This window comes from Citromicrobium bathyomarinum (assembly GCF_021021475.1).
Lineage (GTDB): Bacteria > Pseudomonadota > Alphaproteobacteria > Sphingomonadales > Sphingomonadaceae > Alteriqipengyuania > Alteriqipengyuania bathyomarina.
Map to the genome: position 1 here is coordinate 447,503 of NZ_JAINWL010000001.1, position 21,761 is coordinate 469,263.

At 63.4% G+C, this 21,761-nt stretch carries 22 protein-coding genes; 8 read left to right on the plus strand and 14 right to left on the minus strand.

Features of this window, described 5'->3' with window-relative positions; genetic code table 11:
- Positions 1-134: 134 nt before the first annotated feature.
- The gene (locus K7H93_RS02225) at positions 135-974 is read left to right on the plus strand and encodes a hypothetical protein (protein ID WP_230782238.1); all 840 of its coding nucleotides are present in this window, start codon (positions 135-137) and stop codon (positions 972-974) included.
- Between the two features lie 80 nt (positions 975-1,054).
- Here the strand turns inward: K7H93_RS02225 and K7H93_RS02230 are convergent, their stop codons facing one another.
- The 5 genes from K7H93_RS02230 to K7H93_RS02250 all read right to left on the minus strand — a co-directional run bounded on the left by K7H93_RS02230 (position 1,055) and on the right by K7H93_RS02250 (position 8,505).
- Positions 1,055-1,987, minus strand: a complete 933-nt coding sequence (locus tag K7H93_RS02230) for a retron St85 family RNA-directed DNA polymerase (RefSeq protein ID WP_230782241.1) — start codon at positions 1,985-1,987, stop codon at positions 1,055-1,057.
- Positions 1,980-2,927, minus strand: coding sequence for a retron St85 family effector protein (locus K7H93_RS02235; protein ID WP_230782243.1), 948 nt, complete (start codon positions 2,925-2,927; stop codon positions 1,980-1,982). The genes K7H93_RS02230 and K7H93_RS02235 overlap by 8 nt, the downstream gene beginning before the upstream one ends.
- A 702-nt stretch (positions 2,928-3,629) precedes the next feature.
- A complete protein-coding gene (gene lepA, locus K7H93_RS02240) occupies positions 3,630-5,465 on the minus strand; it encodes a translation elongation factor 4 (protein WP_230782245.1) in 1,836 nt (611 codons plus the stop codon).
- A gap of 96 nt (positions 5,466-5,561) precedes the next feature.
- A complete protein-coding gene (locus K7H93_RS02245) occupies positions 5,562-8,207 on the minus strand; it encodes an EAL domain-containing protein (RefSeq protein WP_230782248.1) in 2,646 nt (881 codons plus the stop codon).
- Positions 8,194-8,505: a hypothetical protein gene (locus tag K7H93_RS02250; RefSeq protein ID WP_230782249.1), complete on the minus strand. Its 312-nt coding sequence runs from the start codon at positions 8,503-8,505 to the stop codon at positions 8,194-8,196. Before K7H93_RS02250 ends, K7H93_RS02245 begins: the two co-directional genes overlap by 14 nt.
- On the opposite strand from K7H93_RS02250, the gene K7H93_RS02255 reads away from it, so the two are divergent.
- Positions 8,486-9,388 carry an alpha/beta fold hydrolase gene (locus K7H93_RS02255; protein ID WP_230782251.1) on the plus strand — a complete coding sequence of 301 codons (903 nt, stop codon included), beginning with the start codon at positions 8,486-8,488 and terminating at the stop codon, positions 9,386-9,388. The two genes, K7H93_RS02250 and K7H93_RS02255, sit on opposite strands and share 20 nt — an antisense overlap.
- A 36-nt stretch (positions 9,389-9,424) precedes the next feature.
- Here K7H93_RS02255 and K7H93_RS02260 read toward each other — a convergent pair whose 3' ends face one another.
- From K7H93_RS02260 to K7H93_RS02285, 6 genes are all read right to left on the minus strand, one after another.
- Complete coding sequence (locus tag K7H93_RS02260) at positions 9,425-9,796, minus strand: hypothetical protein (RefSeq protein ID WP_230782253.1); 372 nt, start codon at positions 9,794-9,796, stop codon at positions 9,425-9,427.
- Positions 9,797-9,822: 26 nt separating this feature from the next.
- Positions 9,823-10,347, minus strand: coding sequence for a hypothetical protein (locus tag K7H93_RS02265; protein ID WP_230782256.1), 525 nt, complete (start codon positions 10,345-10,347; stop codon positions 9,823-9,825).
- Between the two features lie 72 nt (positions 10,348-10,419).
- Positions 10,420-11,547 (minus strand): DNA polymerase III subunit beta, encoded by a 1,128-nt coding sequence (gene dnaN, locus K7H93_RS02270; protein WP_230782257.1) that lies wholly within the window; start codon positions 11,545-11,547, stop codon positions 10,420-10,422.
- A gap of 215 nt (positions 11,548-11,762) precedes the next feature.
- On the minus strand, positions 11,763-12,524 hold the full coding sequence (fabG, locus tag K7H93_RS02275; RefSeq protein WP_230782258.1) for a 3-oxoacyl-[acyl-carrier-protein] reductase: 762 nt from the start codon (positions 12,522-12,524) through the stop codon (positions 11,763-11,765).
- Positions 12,524-13,462: an ACP S-malonyltransferase gene (fabD, locus tag K7H93_RS02280; protein ID WP_230782259.1), complete on the minus strand. Its 939-nt coding sequence runs from the start codon at positions 13,460-13,462 to the stop codon at positions 12,524-12,526. The genes fabG and fabD overlap by 1 nt, the downstream gene beginning before the upstream one ends.
- A 23-nt stretch (positions 13,463-13,485) precedes the next feature.
- Complete coding sequence (locus K7H93_RS02285) at positions 13,486-14,316, minus strand: LD-carboxypeptidase (RefSeq protein ID WP_230782260.1); 831 nt, start codon at positions 14,314-14,316, stop codon at positions 13,486-13,488.
- Between the two features lie 144 nt (positions 14,317-14,460).
- Here K7H93_RS02285 and K7H93_RS02290 point away from each other — a divergent pair, with 144 nt between their 5' ends.
- Both K7H93_RS02290 and K7H93_RS02295 read left to right on the plus strand, forming a co-directional pair.
- Positions 14,461-15,891 carry a glutamate ligase domain-containing protein gene (locus K7H93_RS02290; RefSeq protein WP_230782261.1) on the plus strand — a complete coding sequence of 477 codons (1,431 nt, stop codon included), beginning with the start codon at positions 14,461-14,463 and terminating at the stop codon, positions 15,889-15,891.
- Positions 15,888-16,175, plus strand: coding sequence for a hypothetical protein (locus K7H93_RS02295; RefSeq protein WP_230782262.1), 288 nt, complete (start codon positions 15,888-15,890; stop codon positions 16,173-16,175). The genes K7H93_RS02290 and K7H93_RS02295 overlap by 4 nt, the downstream gene beginning before the upstream one ends.
- Here the strand turns inward: K7H93_RS02295 and K7H93_RS02300 are convergent.
- Positions 16,172-17,140, minus strand: coding sequence for a DUF808 domain-containing protein (locus K7H93_RS02300; RefSeq protein WP_226660694.1), 969 nt, complete (start codon positions 17,138-17,140; stop codon positions 16,172-16,174). The genes K7H93_RS02295 and K7H93_RS02300 overlap by 4 nt on opposite strands.
- Before the next feature lie 575 nt (positions 17,141-17,715).
- Here K7H93_RS02300 and rpsF point away from each other — a divergent pair.
- The 4 genes from rpsF (at position 17,716) to K7H93_RS02320 (ending at position 20,628) form a co-directional block, all read left to right on the plus strand.
- Positions 17,716-18,087 (plus strand): 30S ribosomal protein S6, encoded by a 372-nt coding sequence (gene rpsF / locus K7H93_RS02305; RefSeq protein ID WP_010240046.1) that lies wholly within the window; start codon positions 17,716-17,718, stop codon positions 18,085-18,087.
- On the plus strand, positions 18,087-18,311 hold the full coding sequence (gene rpsR, locus K7H93_RS02310) for a 30S ribosomal protein S18 (RefSeq protein WP_010240048.1): 225 nt from the start codon (positions 18,087-18,089) through the stop codon (positions 18,309-18,311). The genes rpsF and rpsR overlap by 1 nt, the downstream gene beginning before the upstream one ends.
- 13 nt (positions 18,312-18,324) lie before the next feature.
- Entirely contained in the window at positions 18,325-19,014 is a 690-nt protein-coding gene (rplI, locus tag K7H93_RS02315) for a 50S ribosomal protein L9 (RefSeq protein WP_230782265.1), read from the plus strand.
- Positions 19,015-19,191: 177 nt separating this feature from the next.
- Entirely contained in the window at positions 19,192-20,628 is a 1,437-nt protein-coding gene (locus K7H93_RS02320; protein ID WP_230782267.1) for an AMP nucleosidase, read from the plus strand.
- A 61-nt stretch (positions 20,629-20,689) separates the two neighbouring features.
- On the opposite strand, the gene K7H93_RS02325 is transcribed toward K7H93_RS02320, so the two are convergent.
- Both K7H93_RS02325 and K7H93_RS02330 read right to left on the minus strand, forming a co-directional pair.
- The gene (locus K7H93_RS02325; RefSeq protein WP_230782269.1) at positions 20,690-21,190 is read right to left on the minus strand and encodes a YbjN domain-containing protein; all 501 of its coding nucleotides are present in this window, start codon (positions 21,188-21,190) and stop codon (positions 20,690-20,692) included.
- A 76-nt stretch (positions 21,191-21,266) separates the two neighbouring features.
- A complete protein-coding gene (locus K7H93_RS02330) occupies positions 21,267-21,758 on the minus strand; it encodes a YbjN domain-containing protein (RefSeq protein WP_230782271.1) in 492 nt (163 codons plus the stop codon).
- Positions 21,759-21,761: the final 3 nt, after the last annotated feature.

Sequence of the window (21,761 nt, forward strand, 5' to 3'; positions counted from 1 at the left end):
CGCGGCCAGCCCGCTCCCCCCCGCCACGCAGCACCCGCGCGGCGCGGAAAATCGCTGTCCTACAGCCGCGCGGCCGGGGCATAGCCTTGCGCCCGCCCCGCCGCGCAAGGACCGCCGCCCATGAGCTTCCGGCCATGACCCGCAAAGCCGACAACCGCGAGCAGCGCCTGCCCGTGCCTGCTGGCGAGCTGCCCGACTTCACCCCCGTCCCCCGCCAGACCGACCGCCACGATGGCTGGACCGAAGATCGCCAGCGCCGCTTCATCGCCGCGCTCGCCGATACGGGCTCCGTCCACGCCGCGTGCAAGGCGGTCAACATGAGCCAGGCCGGCGCCTACCACCTGCGCCGCCAGCGGGGCGCGGAGAGCTTTCGCGCGGCATGGCAGGCGGCGATCGACCTCGGCGTGCAGCGGATCGAGGATGTGGCGATGGACCGCGCGCTCAACGGTGTCGACGTGCCCGTCTACTCCTACGGCAAGCTGGTCGGCACGCGGACCACCTATAACGACCGCCTGCTGATGTTCATGCTCCGCAACCGCGCGCCCGATCGCTTTACGGAGGGGCGCGCAAAAGGCCTCAACGCGGTCGGCCAGATGGAGCTGAAGCGGCTCAAGAAGCAATGGCGCGAGGAGTACGAACGCGAGCGCGCGCAGGGCGGCGAGGCCCGCGTGTACGAAGCGCTCGAGACCAAGCTGCAAGCGCTCCACCAGCGCCGCCTCGACTCCATGAGCCCCCGCGCCCGCGCGGCCTGGGACGCCTTCAAGGCCATCGAGGCCGAGGACGAGGCCGCAGGCTACCGCTGGTGGGAGGACCCGGAGCATCCGAAGTACGATGCGGGAGAGGATGAGGACGACGGGGATGACTGGGAGGAGCGGGCGCTGCCTCCGTTGGGGTGGCGGTGCCGTGTGCCCGAGGAAGAAAAGCCGGAGGAGAACCCCAAGTGGCGCGGGTTGAAGGATGAGGGGTGGGAGTGAGGAAGCGTCGAATTCGGCGTACTTCGGACCGCTAGACCAGTACCAATAACTCGCCAAGGCGACCAAGCATCAAAGCAACCTCAGTTCTGTTTGCATCTATAGAGCCTCCTGACGACCTCCGGACCATACTTTTTTTCAAGCCTGTCCTTAAAATCATGTTCTATAGAGGATACAAAAGCAATCAAACCAAGAACCTCTTCGATCTGCTCGTCATTGAGCCTGCCGTTGAGAGCATGGTGAACCGCTGCGAATAAATTCCGCTTCCTATCTCTTCCAACTGAGATTTGACCGTCGTTGGTGAGTACTAGGCCAGTTACCTGCCGGCGGAACTTCGACGTCGCATAGACCGTTTTTTCGGAATTTATTTTTAGCGCCGGGTACTCTATTTCTCTAAGTATCATCCTGAGGTGCCGCTCTAATCCATTGAAATATCCAGTTCTCGGGGCTGAAAATGTTATGTCATCCGCATAACGCGTGTAAGACACCTCATCACTCGCTATTTCCGCCGAAATCCTCTCATCAATTCCAAACATAAGGATGTTAGAAAGAATTGGCGAAGAAGGCGCACCTATAGATAGCCTAAGCAGACTCCTGTTAAACTCTTTCTTAAAAAATATCTTCGTCGATATCTCAATATCTAATTCCGCAATACCCCGCCCCTCCGCGTACTTCCTCCAATCGTTTTCAGTTATTGAGGGAAAAAAGTCCTTGAAATCGAATTTCAATATGGGCCCTCGCCCGACATGAGCGGCCGCATTGTCCCTGATTGATGAGCCAGATTTGTATGCGGTAGCCGCCTTGTGTATTGGAAAATTACTTAGAAATTCACGCATCAGAACGCGCTGCATCAATTTTACTTCTTTAGCAGGCTGCGAGATAACTCGCATTTTTTCGCTGTTCCTCTTAGGAATTTTGTATGTTTTGTATCGCGCCGGCGCAGTGGCAATGATCTTTTGCAAATCCCGGTCAGGAAGCGCCGTCTCACGCTTCAATAAGTCGTATAGGCTACCCATGTGCGATTCCCATACCGTCGAGGATTGCAGCGAATCTCTCAGGATCACTGTCTTTCAGCATTGACCTCCTCGCCGCCCTACGCCGTGAAGCGGTACGATCAGTCGTCTCTGGCTTAAAACGAAAATTCGCAGAATCTCGCGGAAGATCTCGAGCAGCTGCAAAATTCCGAAATCCTTTCCGTTTCCGGACCACCCAACCAACCGCCTCAGCACAAAGGAGATAGCGGTCAATTTCCCGCGGCGAAACGTCCAGCTCGAAAGCTAACAGCAGGGTCGATATTTCCTCTGGGGTTAGCGCACCGAATTCCTGAATGAGGCCAACGACAAGCTTAATTCGATGTCCAGCAAGCTCAGCATTGAATGTGGTTGGATTTTCAATCTCTGAAATTCTCAACGTCACTGGATTGGAGAGCATTTTCTGCAATTCGTTGACCGTTACCTCCGTAACGCTCGAGCCTGATAGAGAGAGGCCAGCCTTATCCATTACAAAATGGCTAAGCTCTCCATATTTCTCATTCATAAAATCAACAATTCCAAGCCTGATAAAAGACGATTCTTCGTAATGGTCACTCCTAATCAAAACGAGCATTCTCTTAGCGATTTCGGGAATCAGGCAAAATGCTCCAAGCTCAGCCAAGCTTCCATGACTCTCCGAGAATATTACGGTCAATTTCGCTAATTGAGCGAGATCTAATTCGAAGGATAATAGGTCAGAATAATTGGCGCGCGCTATATGAAGAGCTTCTATATCTTCAGCACGAACGACGCCCGCCCCCTTGAGTGGTTCAAACTCAACGATCTTATAGAAAGCGTCACGGAGCGAAACTGGCGGCTGAACCCCCAAGTCCGTCATTCTTCCTCCGCAGAGGAATACGAATTGCGTCGGACTCAACACGTGGACCTTTGATGGATCCAGAGCGTCCGCGAACTCGTCTATCATAAATAAGGGCTTACCTAAGCACCGAAAGACAGCAGCGCGCTGTCTAGCGGAGCGACCGGCTTGCCGGGAGACAGCGCGCTGCTGTCTTTCGGTGCCATAAAACCGGCCAATCTAGTGAGGTCCGGCGAAGCGCCAGACCGAGCAGGCCATTGCTCAATCGCGTAAGCAGTATTCAATCTAGCTCCAGAGTGAAATGAATTCAATCGCAATCGTTGAGATGAGATATATCGCCGAACGAGCGCGAAATGGAAGTTCTCTGAATTTCCGTATGCACAGAATGATTATGCCTCCACACACCCGCGAAGGCTAAGCGCCTGATCAATCAAGTACAGTGGCTGTGAGACGAAATCCTCATAAAATTATCGACAACGCGGCCCCTTCCTTGCTTCCCCCGTCCCGCGCCGTTCCGCGTTTGCTGACGCAAACGCTCCATGCGCCGCGTGACGTCAGTCGGGTTCCGCCCTTCGACAAGCTCAGGACGGACCCACTGGCCGGAATGCGCGATGCGCTGCGCGCACCGGCTTCTAACTTGTCGCTTTCTACGAAAGCGCCTGCGTTAGGCGCGTAGGGGCTTCGCCCCGCCTATTCCTCCCCCCCCTTTTCAAAGGAGGGGATTGAGGGGTGGTTGCGAGCCGGCAGGCTCGATCTGTGCCAAGGCACCACCCCCAACCCCCTCCTCTGAAAAGGAGGGGGCTTTAGGGATCACTCCTCCCCCATACGCAGCGCCGCAATAAACGCCTCCTGCGGAATGCTCACGTTGCCATATTCCCGCATCCGCGCCTTCCCTTTCTTCTGCTTCTCCAGCAGCTTCTTCTTGCGGCTGATGTCGCCGCCGTAGCATTTGGCGGTCACGTCCTTGCGCAGGGCGGCGATGGTTTCGCGGGCGATCACCTTGCCGCCGATCGCGGCCTGGATCGGGATCTTGAACAGGTGGCGCGGGATCAGGTCTTTCAGGCGCTCGCACATGCCGCGGCCGCGCTCTTCGGCGACGCCGCGGTGGACGATCAGCGATAGGGCATCGACCGGCTCGTTGTTGACGAGGATGTTCATCTTCACGAGGTCGCCCTCGCGCAGGCCGATCTGCTCGTAATCGAAGCTGGCATAGCCGCGGCTGATGCTCTTCAGCCGGTCGTAGAAGTCGAACACCACCTCGTTCAGCGGCAGCTCGTAGGTCACCTGTGCGCGGCCGCCCACGTATGTGAGGTCGGTCTGGATGCCGCGCCGGTCCTGACACAGCTTGAGGATGCTGCCCAGGTATTCGTCGGGGGTGTAGATCACCGCCTTGATCCACGGTTCCTCGATCACCTCGATCCGGTTGGGGTCGGGATAGTCGGCGGGATTGTGCAGCTCGATCACCTTGGCATCCTCGGTCTTCGATTTGCCGAGGTGGATGCGGTAGACGACCGATGGTGCGGTGGTGATCAGGTCGAGGTCGTATTCGCGGCTGAGCCGTTCCTGGATGATCTCGAGGTGCAGCAGGCCGAGGAAGCCGCAGCGGAAGCCGAAGCCCAGCGCGGCGGAGCTTTCCGTCTCGAAGGTGAAGCTCGCATCGTTCAGGCGCAGGCGCGCGATGCTCTCGCGCAGCTTGTCGAAATCGGCGGCGTCGACCGGGAACAGGCCGCAGAACACCACCGGCTGCGGCTCGCGATAGCCGGGCAGCGCCTTGGTGGCGCCGTTCTTGACCGTGGTGATGGTGTCGCCGACGCGGGCCTGCTCCACCTCCTTGATCTGCGCGGTGATGAAGCCGATCTCGCCCGGGCCGATCTCCGCCAGGTCGATGCGCTTGGGGGTGAAGGCGCCCACACGGTCGATCAGGTGCTGCGTGCCGCCCTGCATGAATGTGACGTTGAGGCCCTTCTTGAGGACGCCGTCGATCACGCGCACGAGGATGACGACGCCGAGATAGGGGTCGTACCAGGAATCGACCAGGCTGGCGGTCAGCGGCGCGTCGCGGTCGCCCGTGGGCGGCGGGATGCGCGCGACGATCGCTTCGAGCACGTCCTCGACGCCGATGCCGGACTTGGCGCTGGTGAGCACCGCGCCGCCGTTTTGCCAGGTGCCGGTGGCCTGGATGCCGACGATCTCCTCGATCTCCTCGGCTACGCGTTCCGGCTCGGCGGCGGGCAGGTCTATCTTGTTGATAACAGGCAGGATTTCGTGGTCGTGCTCGATCGACTGGTAGACATTGGCGAGCGTCTGCGCCTCGACCCCCTGCGCCGCGTCGACCACCAGCAGCGCGCCCTCGCACGCGGCGAGGCTGCGGGAGACCTCGTAGGCGAAGTCGACATGGCCGGGCGTGTCCATCAGGTTGAGCTGATAGGTCTCGCCATCATTGGCGGTGTAGCTGAGGCGCACGGTCTGCGCCTTGATGGTGATGCCCCGCTCACGCTCGATATCCATGTTGTCGAGCAGCTGCTCGCTCATCTCGCGCTCGGTCAGCCCGCCGGTGAGCTGGATCAGCCGGTCGGCGAGCGTGGACTTGCCATGGTCGATATGGGCGATGATGCTGAAATTGCGGATCTTGGAAAGGTCAGTCATTACCGCGTCGCAATAGACACGCGCGCCGCGCCTGTCAGCATGTTTGAGGGCATGCACGATCTGTCCCGTGTAGGACAGCGGCAATTGAGTGCGCCCTCAGGCCGAGCGCCGCTGTTCGCGCTGGATCGAGCGCTCGACCTCGGGAGCCGGAAGATCGAACTGGCCGCGCTGGTCGCGCCGCAGACGCTGGGCGAAGCGCACACCGATGCGGTTCTCCGCACACCAGCGCACCTCCGCATCGACCGCCAGCCGCTCGCTCAGCGCGACACGGAAAACCGTGCCCTCGGGCACGTTCCACAGACCTTCGATCAGCGCGCCCTGCGACGAGATATTGCGGATCGTGCCATTGTAGAAATCCTCGCCGTGCTGCAGCACCACCCGGCGCAGCATCGCCTGGCGCGGCTCGCGCGCGGCGCGCGGGCCGCTGGGGCGGGCCTTCAGCCCTTCTTCCAGCCGCGCATCGGCCTCTGCAGTGGAGAGCGGCTTGGAATAGATATAGCCCTGGATGTGGCTGCATCCGTGCATCCTGATCAGCTCTAGCTCGTCGAGCGTTTCGACCCCTTCGGCGGTGGTGTCCATTCCCAGCGCATTGGCAAGGCTGGAGATCGCCGCGATGATCGCGCCATTGCGGCTGCCCGGCATGGTCGCCCCGCGCACGAAGCCCTGATCGATCTTGATCTTGTCGAACGGCGCGTTCTTCAGATAGCCGAGCGAGGAATAGCCGGTTCCGAAATCGTCGAGCGCCAGCCGCACGCCGACCGCCTTGAGCGCGGCGAAGGTCGCATCGGTACCCTCGCTGTCGTCGAGGAACACGCTCTCGGTAATCTCCAGCTCCAAACGCGAGGGGCAGATGCCCGCCTTCGCAATGGCGTCGGCAATCACCCCGGGCAGCGCCGGATCGGCAAACTGCAGCGGCGACACGTTGACCGCGCAGCGCACCGATTTCGGCCAGCGAGCCAGATCGCTGCAGGCCTGGCGGATGGCCCATTCGCCCATCGCCACGATCAGCCCCGCATCTTCGGCCACGGGGACGAATTTTTCCGGGCTGATCCAGCCCTGCTTGGGATGGTTCCAGCGCATCAGCGCCTCGAACCCGCTGATCTCTTCGGTCGCCGTGTTGACCACCGGCTGGTAATGCAATTGCAGGCCGCCGGTGTCGATCGCCAGCCGCAGCTCTTCTTCCAGCTGGTTACGCTCGCGCGCGGCGACGTGGAGATCGTCGGAGAACACACGATAGCGCCCGCGGCCAGCGTCCTTTGCCGCATACAGCGCAAGATCCGCGCTGCGGACCAGCCGCTCGCTGGTGCCGCCATGCTCCGGCGCGATTGCAATCCCGACCGACGCGCCGATGACGGCACGGTTGCCATCGATCGAATAGGGCTGCGAGAGCGAGTGGATGATATCGTTGCCCAGCTGTTCGAGGCGCGCCTTTTCGCAGCGCTTCGGGATCAGCACCTGGAACTCGTCACCGCCGATCCGGCCGACCGTGCCGAGATCGCCGACCACCTTTTCCAGCCGCCGCGCGACCTGGTTGAGCAGGGCATCGCCTGTCGGATGGCCGAAGGTGTCGTTGACGTGCTTGAACCGGTCGAGGTCGAGCATCAGGATCGAGCAGACCCGCTGGGCCGGATTGCGGTGGGTCAGCAGCTTGGACAGCGCCTGGCTGAGCGCGTGGCGGTTGGCGAGCCCGGTCAGCGAATCGTAAAGCGCCAGGCGAGAGGCGTGCTCGGCGCTACGCCGACGCTCGGTCAGATCGGTGCCCGAGCCGCGGAAGCCGCAGAAATTCTCGAACGAATCGAAGATCGGCCGACCATTGACCGACCACCACACCGTGCCATCGCCAGCGCGCCCCTCGCCCCTGACCGGCAGTTCGTGGAACGGGGAGTGGGCCGTGAAGTGGAACTTGATCGTGCGTTCGGCGTCGCGGTCGCTGGGATCGACCTCGAACACGCTGGTAAACACCTTACCCAGCAGATCTTCGTGATCGAAGCCATAGCGCTCGGCAAAGACTTCGGAGATGTAGACGATCCGCCCATGCTTGTCGGTTTCCCAGAACCAGCCCTGCCCGGTCGCCTCATAATCGCGCAGGATGTCGATCGAGCGATTGCGGCTGCGCTCTTCCGCCTGCCGCTCTTCCTCGCTGCGCCGGTCGTAGCGTTCCTGAAACAGGGCGATGCCCACCGCGACAAGGATCGCGAGCGGAAGCGCAACCACGGCCATGTAATCGTCATAGGCGACGGAGTGAACCGCGATCGGTAGCCAGATCCCGATCTTGACGAACAGCATCGGGAACGGCCGCCCCGCAAGGAACACCGCGGCCATACTTCCCGCAAGGATCAGCGTAGCGATCCCGAAGCCCAGCGGCAGGCCTCCATGGAACATCCATTCGGCATAGGCATAGCCGACCAGCAGGTGCGGGATCAGGCCGAAGGCGGTGGTCACCGACAGGCGCCGAACCCTGCCTGTGTCGCGAACGAGCCGGGAGAGGGAGAAAAGCAACGCCGAAAGAAGCACTGCGACCAGCGAGGTGATCGGCGGATAGGATTGGGCAATCAATCCGTTGCCCAGCGCGCCTGCCAGAGCCATTGCGCCCAGCACGGGCCATTGCGAGGGCAGCGCGGGTGCGTCGTCGCTCAGGCTCAGCCCTCGCGCGCGCGCGAAAGCATCGGCTTCGTTGCTTTTGGTGGGCAGGCCGCTGCGACGGCGCTCGCTAGCGGTCGCGTCGCCTTCAGGCGATCGCACCGCTGCCAATGCCCGTCTTTCCGTACGCGTACCCTGCTGCATCCTGAATCCTATGCCTGAAACCGGCTGGAGAAGGATTAACCATCGGGGTTAGCGGCAGGTTAAAGCCGGTTTTGGCGGCCCATGAAGGGCCAACAGACGCCGCGTGCTTGTGTTGCGGCGCAGCAAGCGCCATCACTGCGCTCCCGAGAGGGAAAAACCGCCTTTGCAGGCTGCGCGAAGCGTCGAAAAACGGCGTCTTTTTCGATTTTTGTTTATAACTTTCAAGGCCTTGAAGAATGATGCGCTTTACCGACATGGACCTGCGCCTGCCTGGCTGGGGCCTGTTTGGCGGTGCCGCGCGCAGTCAGCCGAGCAAGCACCTGCGGGGCAAGCCGGGCGGCCCGTTGAGCGCGGATGTATCGTTCGAGACGGTTGACGGGATTGAGCTGCGGGTGGCGCGCTGGCGGCTCGATGCGCCCTGCGCGCACCCCCCGCTGCTGTTCTTCAACGGGATCGGCGCGAACATCGAAGCGGTCGCTCCCTTGGCGGAAACGCTGACCGACCGGGGTTTTATCATGTTCGACATGCCGGGCACGGGGGAATCGCCCGATCCGGTGCTGCCGTATAATCCCTTTACCATGAGTTCGACCGCCGCAGGCGTGCTGAAGCGCTTCGGGCTTGAGACGGTCGATGTGATGGGGATGAGCTGGGGCGGCGCGATGGCGCAGCAATTTGCCCTGCAATACACCAGCCGCGTACGGCGCGTGGTGCTGGCCGCGACCTCCCCAGGCATGCTGATGATCCCGGGCGACCCGGCGATGCTGGCGCAGATGGCCGATCCCTTCTCTGGCATCAACGCCATGCTGCGCAGCGAATACCTGATGGCGCTGGAGAATGCGGACGAGACAAGGCGCGCGCGCCATTCCATCGGCAATATCACCGCGCCCAGCAGCACCGGCTATTTCTATCAGCTGATGGCGCTGGCCGGGTGGACCTCGCTGCCTGCCCTCCCCTTCCTCGACAAGCCGGTGCTGGTGATGATGGGAGAGAACGATCCGATCGTGCCACTCGCCAATGGCAGGCTGCTCGCCGGTGCGATTCCCGATGCCCGGCTGGAAGTGTTCGAAGGCGCAGGCCACCTGTTCCTGATGACCCACCCCGAGCGGGCGATAGACCTGCTGCGCGAGTTTCTGGGTTAGCGCAAACGGCCACCACCCCGCCGCAGCAGGACCGGATCACTTCCCCGACAGCGCCTCTCCGGCGGCAATCATCGCGTCTGCCATCTGTTCGGATTCGGCCACGCAGCGGGTCTGGATGCTCTCGTAGTCCTCCGCCACCTCGGCTGCCAGTTCCTCGGTCATGACCGATCGCAGGCTGTCGACGCCCAGTTGCGAGGTCAGCTTGCCGGAGAAGTAACCGACCAGCGCATAGAGCCCGGTCGCAATCGAGTAGTCGCGGTCCTTCTCGTCCTCATATTGGCCGAGCGAGATGGAGTACACCATCAGACACTGCGCATCGTCGCGCACGGATGCGGCGGCCGGTGCGGGCAATGCTGCGGAGGCCGCGGCCAAGGTCGCGATGGCGACGCCCGTTTTGCGAAAGGTCATGAAAATCCTGCTCCCCATATGAAATTCTATCTGGCCAGCGCGCGCCGCCGCTCGTCTTCCTCCAGCACGCGCAGCGCGGTCCGAAATTCGAGCGCTGCGGTACAATGCTCGGGCGGGACGGCCTTGGCGTACCACACGGCATAGCGGCGGTCCGGGATCGAGGATAGCGCGACGGCGAAGGGTGCCCGGGTTGCCTCCGCCACCTGACGCCCGGCATCCAGATCCACCCCCAGCGGCGGCAGCGCCCTCATCCGCGCGAAGTCACTGCGCATGCTCGCCTCGATCCTGTCGGACTTGGCGTTGTCGAGATGGGAATAGCGCTCGATCCCCTTCAGGCTTTCGCGCAGATCCGACACGCCGATCATCAGTTCGATGCACCGCTCCGTGTCCTCGTACACCGTCTGGCTCATCCGCGAGGAGAGGCAGCGCACCGCATCGGGGTTGCGGTCCACGTTTTCGCTGGTGGTCGAGGCGACGATCGCCGGGCAGTCGTCGGAACCGACCGGCGTCGCTCCCGACAGCAGCAACAAGACGAGGAAGCCGGATGGCATGGCGAAATTCCTTTCGCCAGCAAACCTAGCCCCGGTGCACCGGCCGGAGCCAGTGACAAGGGCGGTTAGGTTTTACACCCGCATCGGCATGAGGACGTACAGCGCCGGGCTGTTCTCGTCCCGACGGATCAACGTGGGAGCACCCGCATCGGCGAGGTGGAGTTCCACCGTGTCGCTGTCGATCTGGCCAAGGATGTCCTTCAGGTAATTGGCGTTGAAGCCGATCTCGAACCCTTCGGACTTGTACTCGGCGGCGATCTCTTCGGCCGCAGTGCCGTTGTCGGGACTGGTGACCGACAGCGTCACCTTGTCCTCGTCCAGCCCCATCTTGACCGCGCGGGTCTTTTCCGTGGCGATGGTCGCGACACGGTCGACGCCCTGGAAAAAGGCCTTGGGGTCGAGCCTGAGCAGCTTGTCATTACCCGTGGGGATCACGCGGCTGTAATCGGGGAAGGTGCCGTCGATCAGCTTGCTGGTCAGGACCACCCCGCCCTCGCCGCCCAGCGCGAAGCGGATCTTGCTCGCCGAAAGGTCGATCTGGACGTTCGAATCGAGCGCTTCTTCAAGCAGCTTGCGCAGTTCGCCGACCGCTTTGCGCGGCACGATCACGTCGGGCATGCCCGCTGCACCCTCGGGCCGGTCGAGCGTGTAACGCGCCAGCCGGTGGCCGTCGGTCGCCGCGGCCTTCAGGACCGGGCGCGCCTCGTCCGACACGTGCAGGAAGATGCCGTTCAGGTAATAGCGCGTTTCCTCGGTGCTGATCGCGAAACGGGTGCGGTCGATCATCTCGGCCAGCTCGCGCGCGGGCAGCTCGAAACTGGTCGGTAGCTCGCCCTCGACGATCACCGGGAAGTCGTCGCGCGGCAGGGTGGGCAGCTGGAAGCGGCTGCGCCCGGCCTTCACCACCATGCGGTTGTCGGCGGTTTCCAGGCTGACCTGGCTGCCATCGGGCAGCTTGCGCGCGATGTCGAACAGCAGGTGGGCGGAGACGGTGATCGCCCCGGCGCTCTCGACGCTCGCGGCGGTCATGGTTTCGACCACCTGCAGGTCGAGGTCGGTCGCCATCACCTTCACGCCGCCGCCTGCGTCGGCGTCGATCAGCACGTTGCTGAGGATCGGGATCGTGTTGCGGCGCTCCACCACGGACTGCACGTGGGACAGGCAGCGGAGCAGCGTGGCGCGTTCGATGGTGGCCTTCATCGGTCCTTCTCTCGTCTCATAAGCGCTTGGAATGCGGCGCGACTCCCCCTCGAGTCTGCCTTGGCGCGAGAAATCTTATCCGGTTTCCTTATCGCGCCTGCACTTAGGGGCAAGCTGCAAGCGCGAGTCCACCCGGATTGCTGGGGATAAGGGGTTGAGGGCGGTAAGGCTAGCCGTTGGTGTTGTCGATGCGCGCCAGTCCCGCCCCGCAACACCTAGCCGAGCATCGCCATCCCGCCATTGACGTGCAGGGTCTGCCCGGTGACGTAGGCTGCCTCGTCGCTGGCGAGGTAGGCCACGGCAGCGCCGATTTCGTCGCCCTCGCCCATGCGGCCCGCCGGAATGCGCGCTTCGATGGCCGCCTTCTGCTTGTCGTCCAGCGCATCGGTCATCGCGGTGCGGATGAAGCCGGGGGCGACGCAGTTGACGGTGATTCCCCGGGTGGCGAGTTCCTGCGCAAGGCTTTTCGACATGCCCGTCAGGCCGGCCTTGGCCGCCGAGTAGTTCATCTGCCCGGGATTGCCCGTCGCACCCACGACGCTGGTGATCGAGATAATCCGGCCATGGCGCGCCTTCATCATCGGGCGGGCGGCGGCGCGCATCAGGCGGAAGGCGGCTTCCAGATTGATCCGGATCACCTGATCCCACTCGTCGTCCTTCATCCGCATGGCGAGGTTGTCGCGCGTGATCCCGGCATTGTTCACCAGAATGTCGACCTTGCCGAGCGTGTCGATCGTCGCGGGGATCAGCTCTTCGACACTCGCCGAATTGGACAGGTCGCAGGTGATCTCGACATGCGCGCCGGCATCGTGCGCGTATTCGTCGTTGAGCTGGTCGCGAAACGCGCGCAGCTTGTCGCCGTTGGAGCCCGACAGCGCGAGGCGCGCGCCCTGCGATGCGAGGGCACGGGCGATCGCCGACCCGATCCCGCCGCTTGCGCCGGTGACCAGCGCGGTTTTTCCTTCAAGTGAGAACATCAGGCCAGTTCCTTCGCCAGCGCTTCGAGGTCTTCCATGGTGATCGCACTGGTCACCTTCGCGTCCTTGTCGGTGCGGCTGACCATGGGGCCGAGGACCTTGCCGCCCAGCTCCACGAACTGCTCCACCCCGTCCGCGCGCATCGCCAGAACGCTCTCGCGCCAGCGCACGCGGCCGGTGATCTGATCGACCAGCAGGGCCTTTTCCTCGTCCGAGTCGGCCACCTTCGCGGCCGTCACATTGGCGTAGAGCGGCAAATCCATCGCCGAAGGAGGCGTGTTTTCCAGCGCCAGCTTCATCCGCTGCGCGGCGGGCTTCATCAGCGAGCAATGGAACGGCGCGGAAACCGCGATCTTGATCGCGCGCTTCACGCCGTGGTCCTTCGCCATGTCGAGCACCCGGTCGATCGCCTGCGCGTGGCCCGAGAGCACGACCTGCGAGGGGTCGTTGTCGTTGGCGATCTCGCACACCTGACCTTCGGCAGCGGCTTCGGCCAGCTTTTGCGCGGTTTCGATATCGGAGCCCAGCAGCGCGGCCATGGAGCCGACGCCGATCGGCACCGCATCCTGCATCGCGATGCCGCGCAGGCGCAGCAGCTTGGCGGTTTCTGTCAGCGAGAAGGCGTTGACCGCACACAGCGCGGTATATTCGCCCAGCGAATGCCCGGCGACGCAATCGCCCGCATCCTTCAGCTTCATGCCGAAGTCCTTCTCCAGCACGCGCAGCGCGGCGATGGCATTGGCCATGATCGCGGGCTGTGCATTGGAGGTCAGCGTGAGTTCGGCATCAGGCCCTTCGCGCATCAGCGTGAACAGCTTCTGGTTCAGCGCGTCGTCGACTTCCTGAAAGGTCTCGCGCGCGGCGGCGCTGGCTTCGGCGAGGTCGGCACCCATGCCGACCTTCTGGCTCCCCTGCCCGGGGAAGATGAAAGCTCGCATAATATCTCCTTATCCGCTGCGGCCTAGGAACCGCGCGCCGGGCTGGCAAGACCGAAGGGGACGATCCGGTTGGCGGCGGTATGGCCGATTTCGGCCCGGCCGAGGTATGGAATACCTGCCCGCGCGCACCAGAACTGCGCGATTTCCTCTGCGCTCATACCGAATTCCCGGTCGTTCTCCGGCACGTTGCTGACCGCGCCGAGCCTCAGCCCCGCAACCCGCGGCAGGGTGTTGGACAGGCTGAAGAACAGCCGATCGACCGCGTAGAGATGCTCGCTCACCTCCTCGACCATCACCACATGGCCCGAAAGATCGGGCAGCATCGGCGTGTCGACCATCATTGCCAGAGTGATGAGGTTGAACGCGACCACCGGCGTCTTGCCATCGAGGCTCGGCTCGAGCCCGCTGCCATCGCCGGAGAACCAGCGCAGCACCCGGCGCACCGCCTCGCGCCCATGCTCGCTGCGCGCGCTGACTGGCATCGAGCCATGGACCGGCTGGCCGATCCCGGCGCGGTAGAGCGCGGCAAGCATGTAGCCCATGTCCGAAAAGCCGACATAGGTCTTCTGCCGCGCGGCATCGTTCATCTGCGTCACCGCCGCCTGTGCGATCCGGTTCGATCCGTAGCCGCCCTTGGCGAACCACACCGCGTCGAATTGCGGATCGTTCGCGCATTCGAGCAGCGCGGTCAGGCGCTGCAGATCGGTCCCGGCGAAGTGCCCCCAGCTTTCGAAGCATTGCGGGTGCACGTAAACGCTGTGTTCGGGAAATTCGTCGGCCACCAGCTGCTCGATCGCGGCGGCATGATCGGGCGTGATGGCGGTGGCGGGCGCACAGATGGCGATGCGGGTCATGTTTTCGCTGTACCCGCCAAACCCACCCCCGTCATCCCCGCGCAGGCGGGGATCCCGCTCACCTCTTCCGCGCCTAGCCGCAAAAAGCGGGACCCCCGCCTGCGCGGGGGTGACGAGTTGGTCTAATGACAATAGGCAGGCCGGATGACCGACCTGCCCGACCCCACCGCCGACCTGACCGCCCGCCCCTGGTTCTTCTGCGGGATCGGCGGATCGGGAATGCAGCCGCTCGCCGCGATCCTGAAGGGGCGCGGGGCGGAGGTCGCGGGATCGGACCGCAGCTTCGACCAGGGTCGCACGCCCGAGAAATTCGCCGCGTTGGAGCGCCAGGGTTTCCGGCTGTTCCCGCAGGACGGCAGCGGGATCACCCGGCCCGAACAAGTGCTTGTAGCCAGCGCGGCGGTGGAAGACACGGTTCCCGAAGTCGTCCGCGCCAAGGAACTGGGCCTACCCCGCCTCACCCGCGCCGACCTGAACGCGGCGCTGTTCAACGCTGCCGAAACGGGCGTCGCCGTCGCGGGCACCAGCGGCAAGTCGACCGTGACCGGGATGCTCGGCTGGATATTGCACCACACAGGCCGCAATCCGACGATCATGAACGGCGCGGTTATGAAGAACTTCGTCAGCGACGACCGCCCCTTCGCCAGCGCGGTGGTCGGCGATGCGGACCTCTACGTGTCGGAGGTCGATGAAAGCGATGGCTCGATCGCGCAATACAAGCCTGCCGTGGGCATCCTGTTGAACGTGTCGCTCGACCACAAGAGCATGGACGAGCTGCGCCAGCTGTTCGGAGATTTCCTCGAGGCGTCGGACCGCGGCGTGGTCAATGCCGACGACGAGGAAGCCTTCCGCCTTGTCGCTCACGCCAATGCCCCGCTTACCTTCGGTGTGACCAATGGCTGCGCCGCGCTCGGCATCGTCGAGGGCAGCATCGCCGAGGGGCCGACGCGGCAGGCGGCGATGGTTCACGACAAGCGCGACGATAGCCAGCACCCGCTGACGCTGAACCTGCCGGGACGCCACAACCTCTCCAACGCACTTGCGGCGATTGCGGGCGCCAATGCGGCGGGCGTGCCGGTGGCCGATGCGGTCGCGGCGCTTGCCGAGTTTGCGGGGCTCGCACGGAGGTTCGACATCGTCGGCACGTCCTCCTCAGGCGTGACCGTGATCGACGATTTCGGTCACAACCCGGAGAAGGCCGCCGCGACCTTGCGCACGCTGAAATCGCACCCGGGCCGCGTGCTCGCCTTCTTCCAGCCACATGGCTACGGCCCGCTCAAGCAGATGGGCGCCGAACTCGCCGAGACCTTCGCCCGCGAACTCGGCCCCGAGGACGTCACCCTGCTGTGCGACCCGGTCTATTTCGGCGGCACGGTCGACCGCTCCGAGGGCAGCGAGAGGATCGTCGATCTGATCGCCAAGCACGGCGGCAAGGCGATCCACATCAACACCCGCGGGGGCTGTGGCGACTGGCTGGTGGCGAACGCCCAGCCCGGCGACCGCATCGCGATCATGGGCGCGCGCGACGATACGCTGAGCGCCTTCGCGCGCGATGTGCTGGAGCGGTTGGGTTGAGCGTCTACGAACGCGCCCGCCGCCATGCGCTCAAAATGCTGCTCGGCGTTGCGATCGGCGTGGTGTTCATCATCGCGGTCGATGCGTGGATCGGCCATTCGAGCGTCGCCTTCGCGATCGTGATCTTCGGCCTGTTCATGGCCAATATCGGCATCCTCGGCTTCAATTGCCCGAACTGCCGCAAGAACCTGTTCTTCCGCGGCCTGCTGATGCTGCCATGGCCGAACAAGACCTGTAGCCGCTGCGGCACGGACCTTGCGAAGGAGCCGTGGCGCGGCGCCTAGTGCGCGCCCTCGCCGCTTTCCTCGCCATCCTCGTGACCCACGCCGAACACCTTGTGCAGCACGACAAAGATCACCGCGCCCAATACCAGCCCGAGTAGCGCGGACGAGGTCGCATAGGCCACCCAGCCAAGCACCCCGCCCAGCGCGCCGGTGGTACTCTCCACCGCATGCTCCAGGCCGTGCGCCGCGCCGTAGAGCGGCTGGAAGCCGAGCTCGTGCGTGCCGTGCAGGATGATCCCCCCTCCGACCCACAGCATCGCCGCCGTTCCCACAACCGACAGGATCGTGAGGATATGCGGCATCGCGTTGAGCATCACCTTGCCCACCTTCTTCGCGAAATCGCCGGGCTTCTTCATCAGGTGCAGGCCGATATCGTCCAGCTTCACGATCAGCGCGACCGCGCCGTAAATGCCCACGGTCACTGCCAGCCCGACCAGTGCCAGGACCACCGCACGCGTCACGAAGGTTTCCGCCGCCACCTCGTTCAGCGCGATCGCCATGATCTCCGCCGACAGGATCAGGTCGGTGCGGATCGCGCCGTCGACGCGTTTCTTCTCGAACGCCTTCTCGTCCTTGATCGGCTCATCCACGGTCTCGCCATGCTTGTCGCCTGTCAGCTTCTCGACGATCTTCTCCGCCCCTTCGTAGGAGAGGTAGCAACCGCCCAGCATCAGGATGAAGACAATCGCCTGCGGCAGAAACTCGCTCAGCAGCAAGGCACCGGGCAACAGGATCAGCAGCTTGTTCTTGATACTGCCCAGCGCGATCTTGCCGATAATCGGCAGTTCACGCGCGGGCGAAAAGCCGGTGACGTAGCTGGGCGTGACCGCCGCATCGTCGATCACCACGCCCGCAGTCTTGGTGCCCGCCCGCCCAGCCGCCGCCGCGACATCGTCGACCGAGGCCGCCGCCGCACGTGCGATTATCGATACGTCGTCAAGCAATGCTGCCAGGCCACCGGGCACGCTATTCTCCTAGTTCAGTCTATAATCTCAAGCGTATGACGGCGGCCTCGAGCGTCCGTTCCGACCGTGCTTTGAAAAACGTGCGTTGCGTCAGCACGTCGCGTCTGCCTGAACACGGCAATAAGGTTGTCGGCCTCATCGAATGTGCAGAATACCTCGAGGGCGCGATCTGCCGAGACCATCGCATTGCCGACTCTACCGAAGGTCAGGAAACCCTCAGAAAGGTGGGAGTCACGACATAACTGGACAGTTGGCAGATCGGTTGCCTCGGCAAGGAATACCGCACTCGAAGAGGTTCGAGAGGGAGCCCCGCAAGCAACGAGCTGACATGCAGCGAGAATCGTGACTGCAAGTGTCGGAAGTTTAGACATGGACATCCCCTGAGCTTGCGACCGACACAGTGACTGCCCGCCACGGCACCATCCCGCAAGCCTTGCATTATCCCACGATCCAGCTATGTGCCCCGCTTCCCTGCTGTGGGTGACGGCCCGCAGTGGGGAAACCAAGAAAGCCGGAGGGGCCCCGCGATCCGCGCGGACAAGCCAGCGATCGGCAGCAATGTGAAAGGAAAAGGCATGGCTCTGTACGAGCATGTATTCCTTGCGCGCCAGGATTTGAGCCAGTCGCAAGTCGACGCTCTGGCCGCGCAAGCCACCGAAATTATCGAGTCGAACGAAGGCAAGGTCACCAAGACGGAGACCTGGGGTCTGAAGAACCTCGCCTACAAGATCGACCGCAACCGCAAGGCCCACTTCGTTCTGCTGAACATCGAAGGCCCCGGTGCGATGGTCGCCGAACTCGAGCGGCAGACCCGCATCAACGAAGACGTCATCCGCTACATGACCATCCGCGTGGACGAACACGAGGAAGGCCCCTCGGCAATGATGCGCAAGAACGAACGTGATTCCAAGAAGCGCCGCGAGCGCTCCGATCGGGGAGACGACTAATGGCCCGCCCGTTTTTCCGCCGCCGCAAGACCTGCCCGTTCTCGGGCAAGAATGCTCCGGTCATCGACTACAAGGACGTGCGTCTGCTGCAGGGCTTCATGTCCGAGCGTGGCAAGATCGTGCCCAGCCGCATCACCGCCGTCAGCGCGAAGAAGCAGCGTGAACTCGCCAAGGCGATCAAGCGCGCGCGCCACATCGGCCTTCTTCCCTACGTCGTGAAGTAAGAGGAGCAGAGACATGGATATCATCCTCCTCGAACGTATCGGCAATCTGGGCAGCATCGGCGACGTCGTGACCGTCAAGGACGGCTACGCACGCAACTTCCTGCTGCCGCAGAAGAAGGCGCTGCGCGCCAACGCCGCCAACAAGAAGGTCTTCGAAGCGAACCGCGAACGCCTGGAAAAGGAAAACGCGGAACGTCGCGGCGAAGCCGAAAAGGCTGGCGAGAAGATCGCCGGTGCCGAAATCGTCCTGATCCGTGCGTCGTCGAACGCCGGCCAGCTGTATGGTTCGGTCAACGTGCGCGACATCGTGGCAGGCCTCGAAGCCCAGGGCCACGAAGTCGACAAGCGTCAGGTCGTGATGGGCAGCCCGATCAAGACCATCGGCATGCACGACGTCACCGTCGCGCTGCACCCCGAGGTGCACGTGATCGTGAAGGCCAACGTCGCCCGTTCGGACGACGAAGCCGAACTGCAGAGCCAGGGCGTCGACGTCCTCGCCCAGATGTTCGAAGACGAACAGCGGGAAATCGAGGAAGCGGCTTCCGAGAACAAGATCGACCCGAATCTCGAGCCGGGCGAAATCCCTGCCGAGCTGATGGAAGACGGCGTGAGCACGCCCGAAGGCCAGTCGACCACCGAAACGCTGATCGAAGCGACCGAGCCGGAAACGAGCTCGGACGAGGTTGCGCCCAAGGGCGAATAAGCCTCGCGCATCGCGCAGCTAGTAAAAGGGCCGCTCGCACCCCGGTGCGCAGCGGCCTTTTTCTTGGGGATCGGTGCTGGGCGCCCCTCGCCCGGCCCGCCTGCGATCGTACCGGCCCGAGCGCGATCTCGCGCGTCGCCGCTTGACCCTTACCCCGGGAAGGTTAGACGCCGCGCCATGCTATCCATCGAACAGGCCCTCGACGCGCTTCAGGCGCATTACGACGCAAGCATCGCCGCGCTGCGCGCCGACATCATCGCCTTTGCAGAAAACGGCACGCTGCCCGCCGAAAGCGCGCGCAAGGACCGCTACACCTACCCACGCTTACTGCTCCATTACGACGGAAGCGAACCCAAGGATTCGCAGAGCCGGGCGTTCGGCCGGTTGGGGACCGAGGGCACCTATTCCACCACGGTTACGCGCCCGCAGCTGTTCCGCGCCTATCTGCGCGCGCAGCTGGAACTGATCGAGAGCGACTACACGATCCAGCTCGATGTGCAGCCTTCCGACCAAGAGATCCCCTTCCCCTACGTGCTGGACGGGGAGGCGACCGCGCGGCTTCAGGGGATCAGCCCGCAGGATATCGCGCGCCACTTCCCGCACACCGACCTCGCCGATATCGGCGACGAGCTGGCCGACGGGATCGAGCTGGACGAGCCCGACCAGCAGATACCGCTGTCGCTGTTCGACGGGTTGCGGACCGATTTCAGCCTCGCGCGTCTGGCGCATTATACCGGCACCGATCCGGAGCATTTCCAGCGCTTCGTGCTGTTCACCAACTACCACCGCTATGTCGACGAATTCGTCGACTGGGCGGGTGCACGGCTGGGCGAGGACGGATGCGGCGCGCTGGCCGGCCCCGGCGGACTCTACCTGACAGAACCGACGCAGAACGCGAAGGACCAGCTGTCCGACGCGGCATGGCGGCGTCACCAGATGCCCGCCTATCACCTGATCGGCGAGGATGGCGACGGGATCACGCTGGTCAATATCGGCGTCGGCCCGAGCAATGCGAAGACCATCTGCGACCATCTGGCGGTGCTGCGACCAGAGGCGTGGCTAATGATCGGCCATTGCGGCGGCCTGCGCTCCAGCCAGAAGATCGGCGACTATGTGCTCGCCCATGCATACCTGCGCGACGATCACGTGCTCGACCCCGTGCTGCCGCCGGAAATTCCGTTGCCTGCGATCGCGGAAGTGCAGCAGGCGCTGGCAGCGGCGGCGGAAGAGGTCTCCGGCCAGCAGGGCAGCGATCTTAAACAGCGCCTGCGCACCGGCACCGTGGTCACCACCGACGACCGCAACTGGGAACTGCGCTACGCCATGTCGGCACGGCGCTTCTCGCTCAGCCGTGCGGTCGCGATCGACATGGAAAGCGCGACCATCGCCGCGCAGGGCTTCCGCTTCCGGGTGCCCTACGGCACGCTGCTCTGCGTCAGTGACAAGCCGCTGCACGGCGAGATCAAGCTGCCCAAGCAGGCCAACACCTTCTACGAAGAGGCAATCGCCGCGCACCTGCAGATCGGCATTGCCGCCGTGCGCCACCTGCGCGAGGAAGGCCCGCGCCTGCACAGCCGCAAGCTGCGCGCGTTCAACGAACCGCCGTTCAGATAAAAGGCGCCCCGCGGACGAACCGGGGGCGCCTCAAGATTGCTCGACGGGTGCGGAGCGCGGCCTACTGGCTGATGTAGTTCTGGTAACTGCCTCCGGAGTCCCTGAAGACCTCGATCTGGGCTTTCATGTTGCCCATCATGATCCCACCATCCGAGATGATGTAGGATTGCAGGACCACGTTTCCGTCGGTCCCGCGATAGGCCTTCGCCGCCGGCGCGGTGTCGTTGAAGCCGCGCAGCTTGTCGTCCAGCGCGGCATCGCTGTCGTAGCCGGACGGACGGGAGAACTGGGCCACCAGCACCAGCCCGCGGCACTGGCCATCCTCGCACACGCGATACCAGGCATAGGCCTTCAGACCATTGGCGAAGGTGACCTGATACAGGTCGGTATCATCCTCGCGCGGGGAGCTTTCCCAGGCCGCGTCCATCGCATCGAGGACCGCTTCCAGGTCGGCATTGTCCATGGTCTTGAGCAGGCGCGTTTCCTGATAGGTCTGCGCGCTGGCGGCGACCGGAGACAGGGCGAGGCCCCCTGCGGCGATGGCAAGAAACAGTGTTTTCAAGATTTCCCCCTCTTTTCCCGAAGGTCCAGAATAGCAATTTCGTGCCGGATGCAAAGCCGCACGATTTGCAGGAAGCCTATTCCGTGGCCTCTTCACCGAACACCTGATCGGCCACTTGATCGACCGTGGTCTCGTACTTGCGCAGGCCGTAGATAAATGACCCAGTAGGGATGCCCTCGAGCCCGGTCGCGACATCCCACGAGATCCACGGATCACCCTCGTCGTCGAGCCAGGTGGAGGCGAAGCGGACGTTCCGGTTGATCGCCAGCGCGTCCTCCGGCTTCCACGGTTTTTCGCTGTCGAAGCCGGTGGTGAACATCAGCGAGGTGCAGTCCTTGCCCTCGTTGCAGCCGTAGAAGTAGATGAAGGACACCATCGATGCGAAGGCGCTGGTGATCATGGGATCGCCATTGCCGTCGGTGTCCAGCTCCGCCCGGTAGCCTGCGTTCCTAAGCGCGCTGACCACGCTTTCAGGCGCGTGCGCGCCCACCATCGGCGCGCTCGACTGCGCCGATGCCTGGCCTGCAAGGCCCGCCGCCAGCACTACCGCCGTTGCCAGTTTCCGCATTAC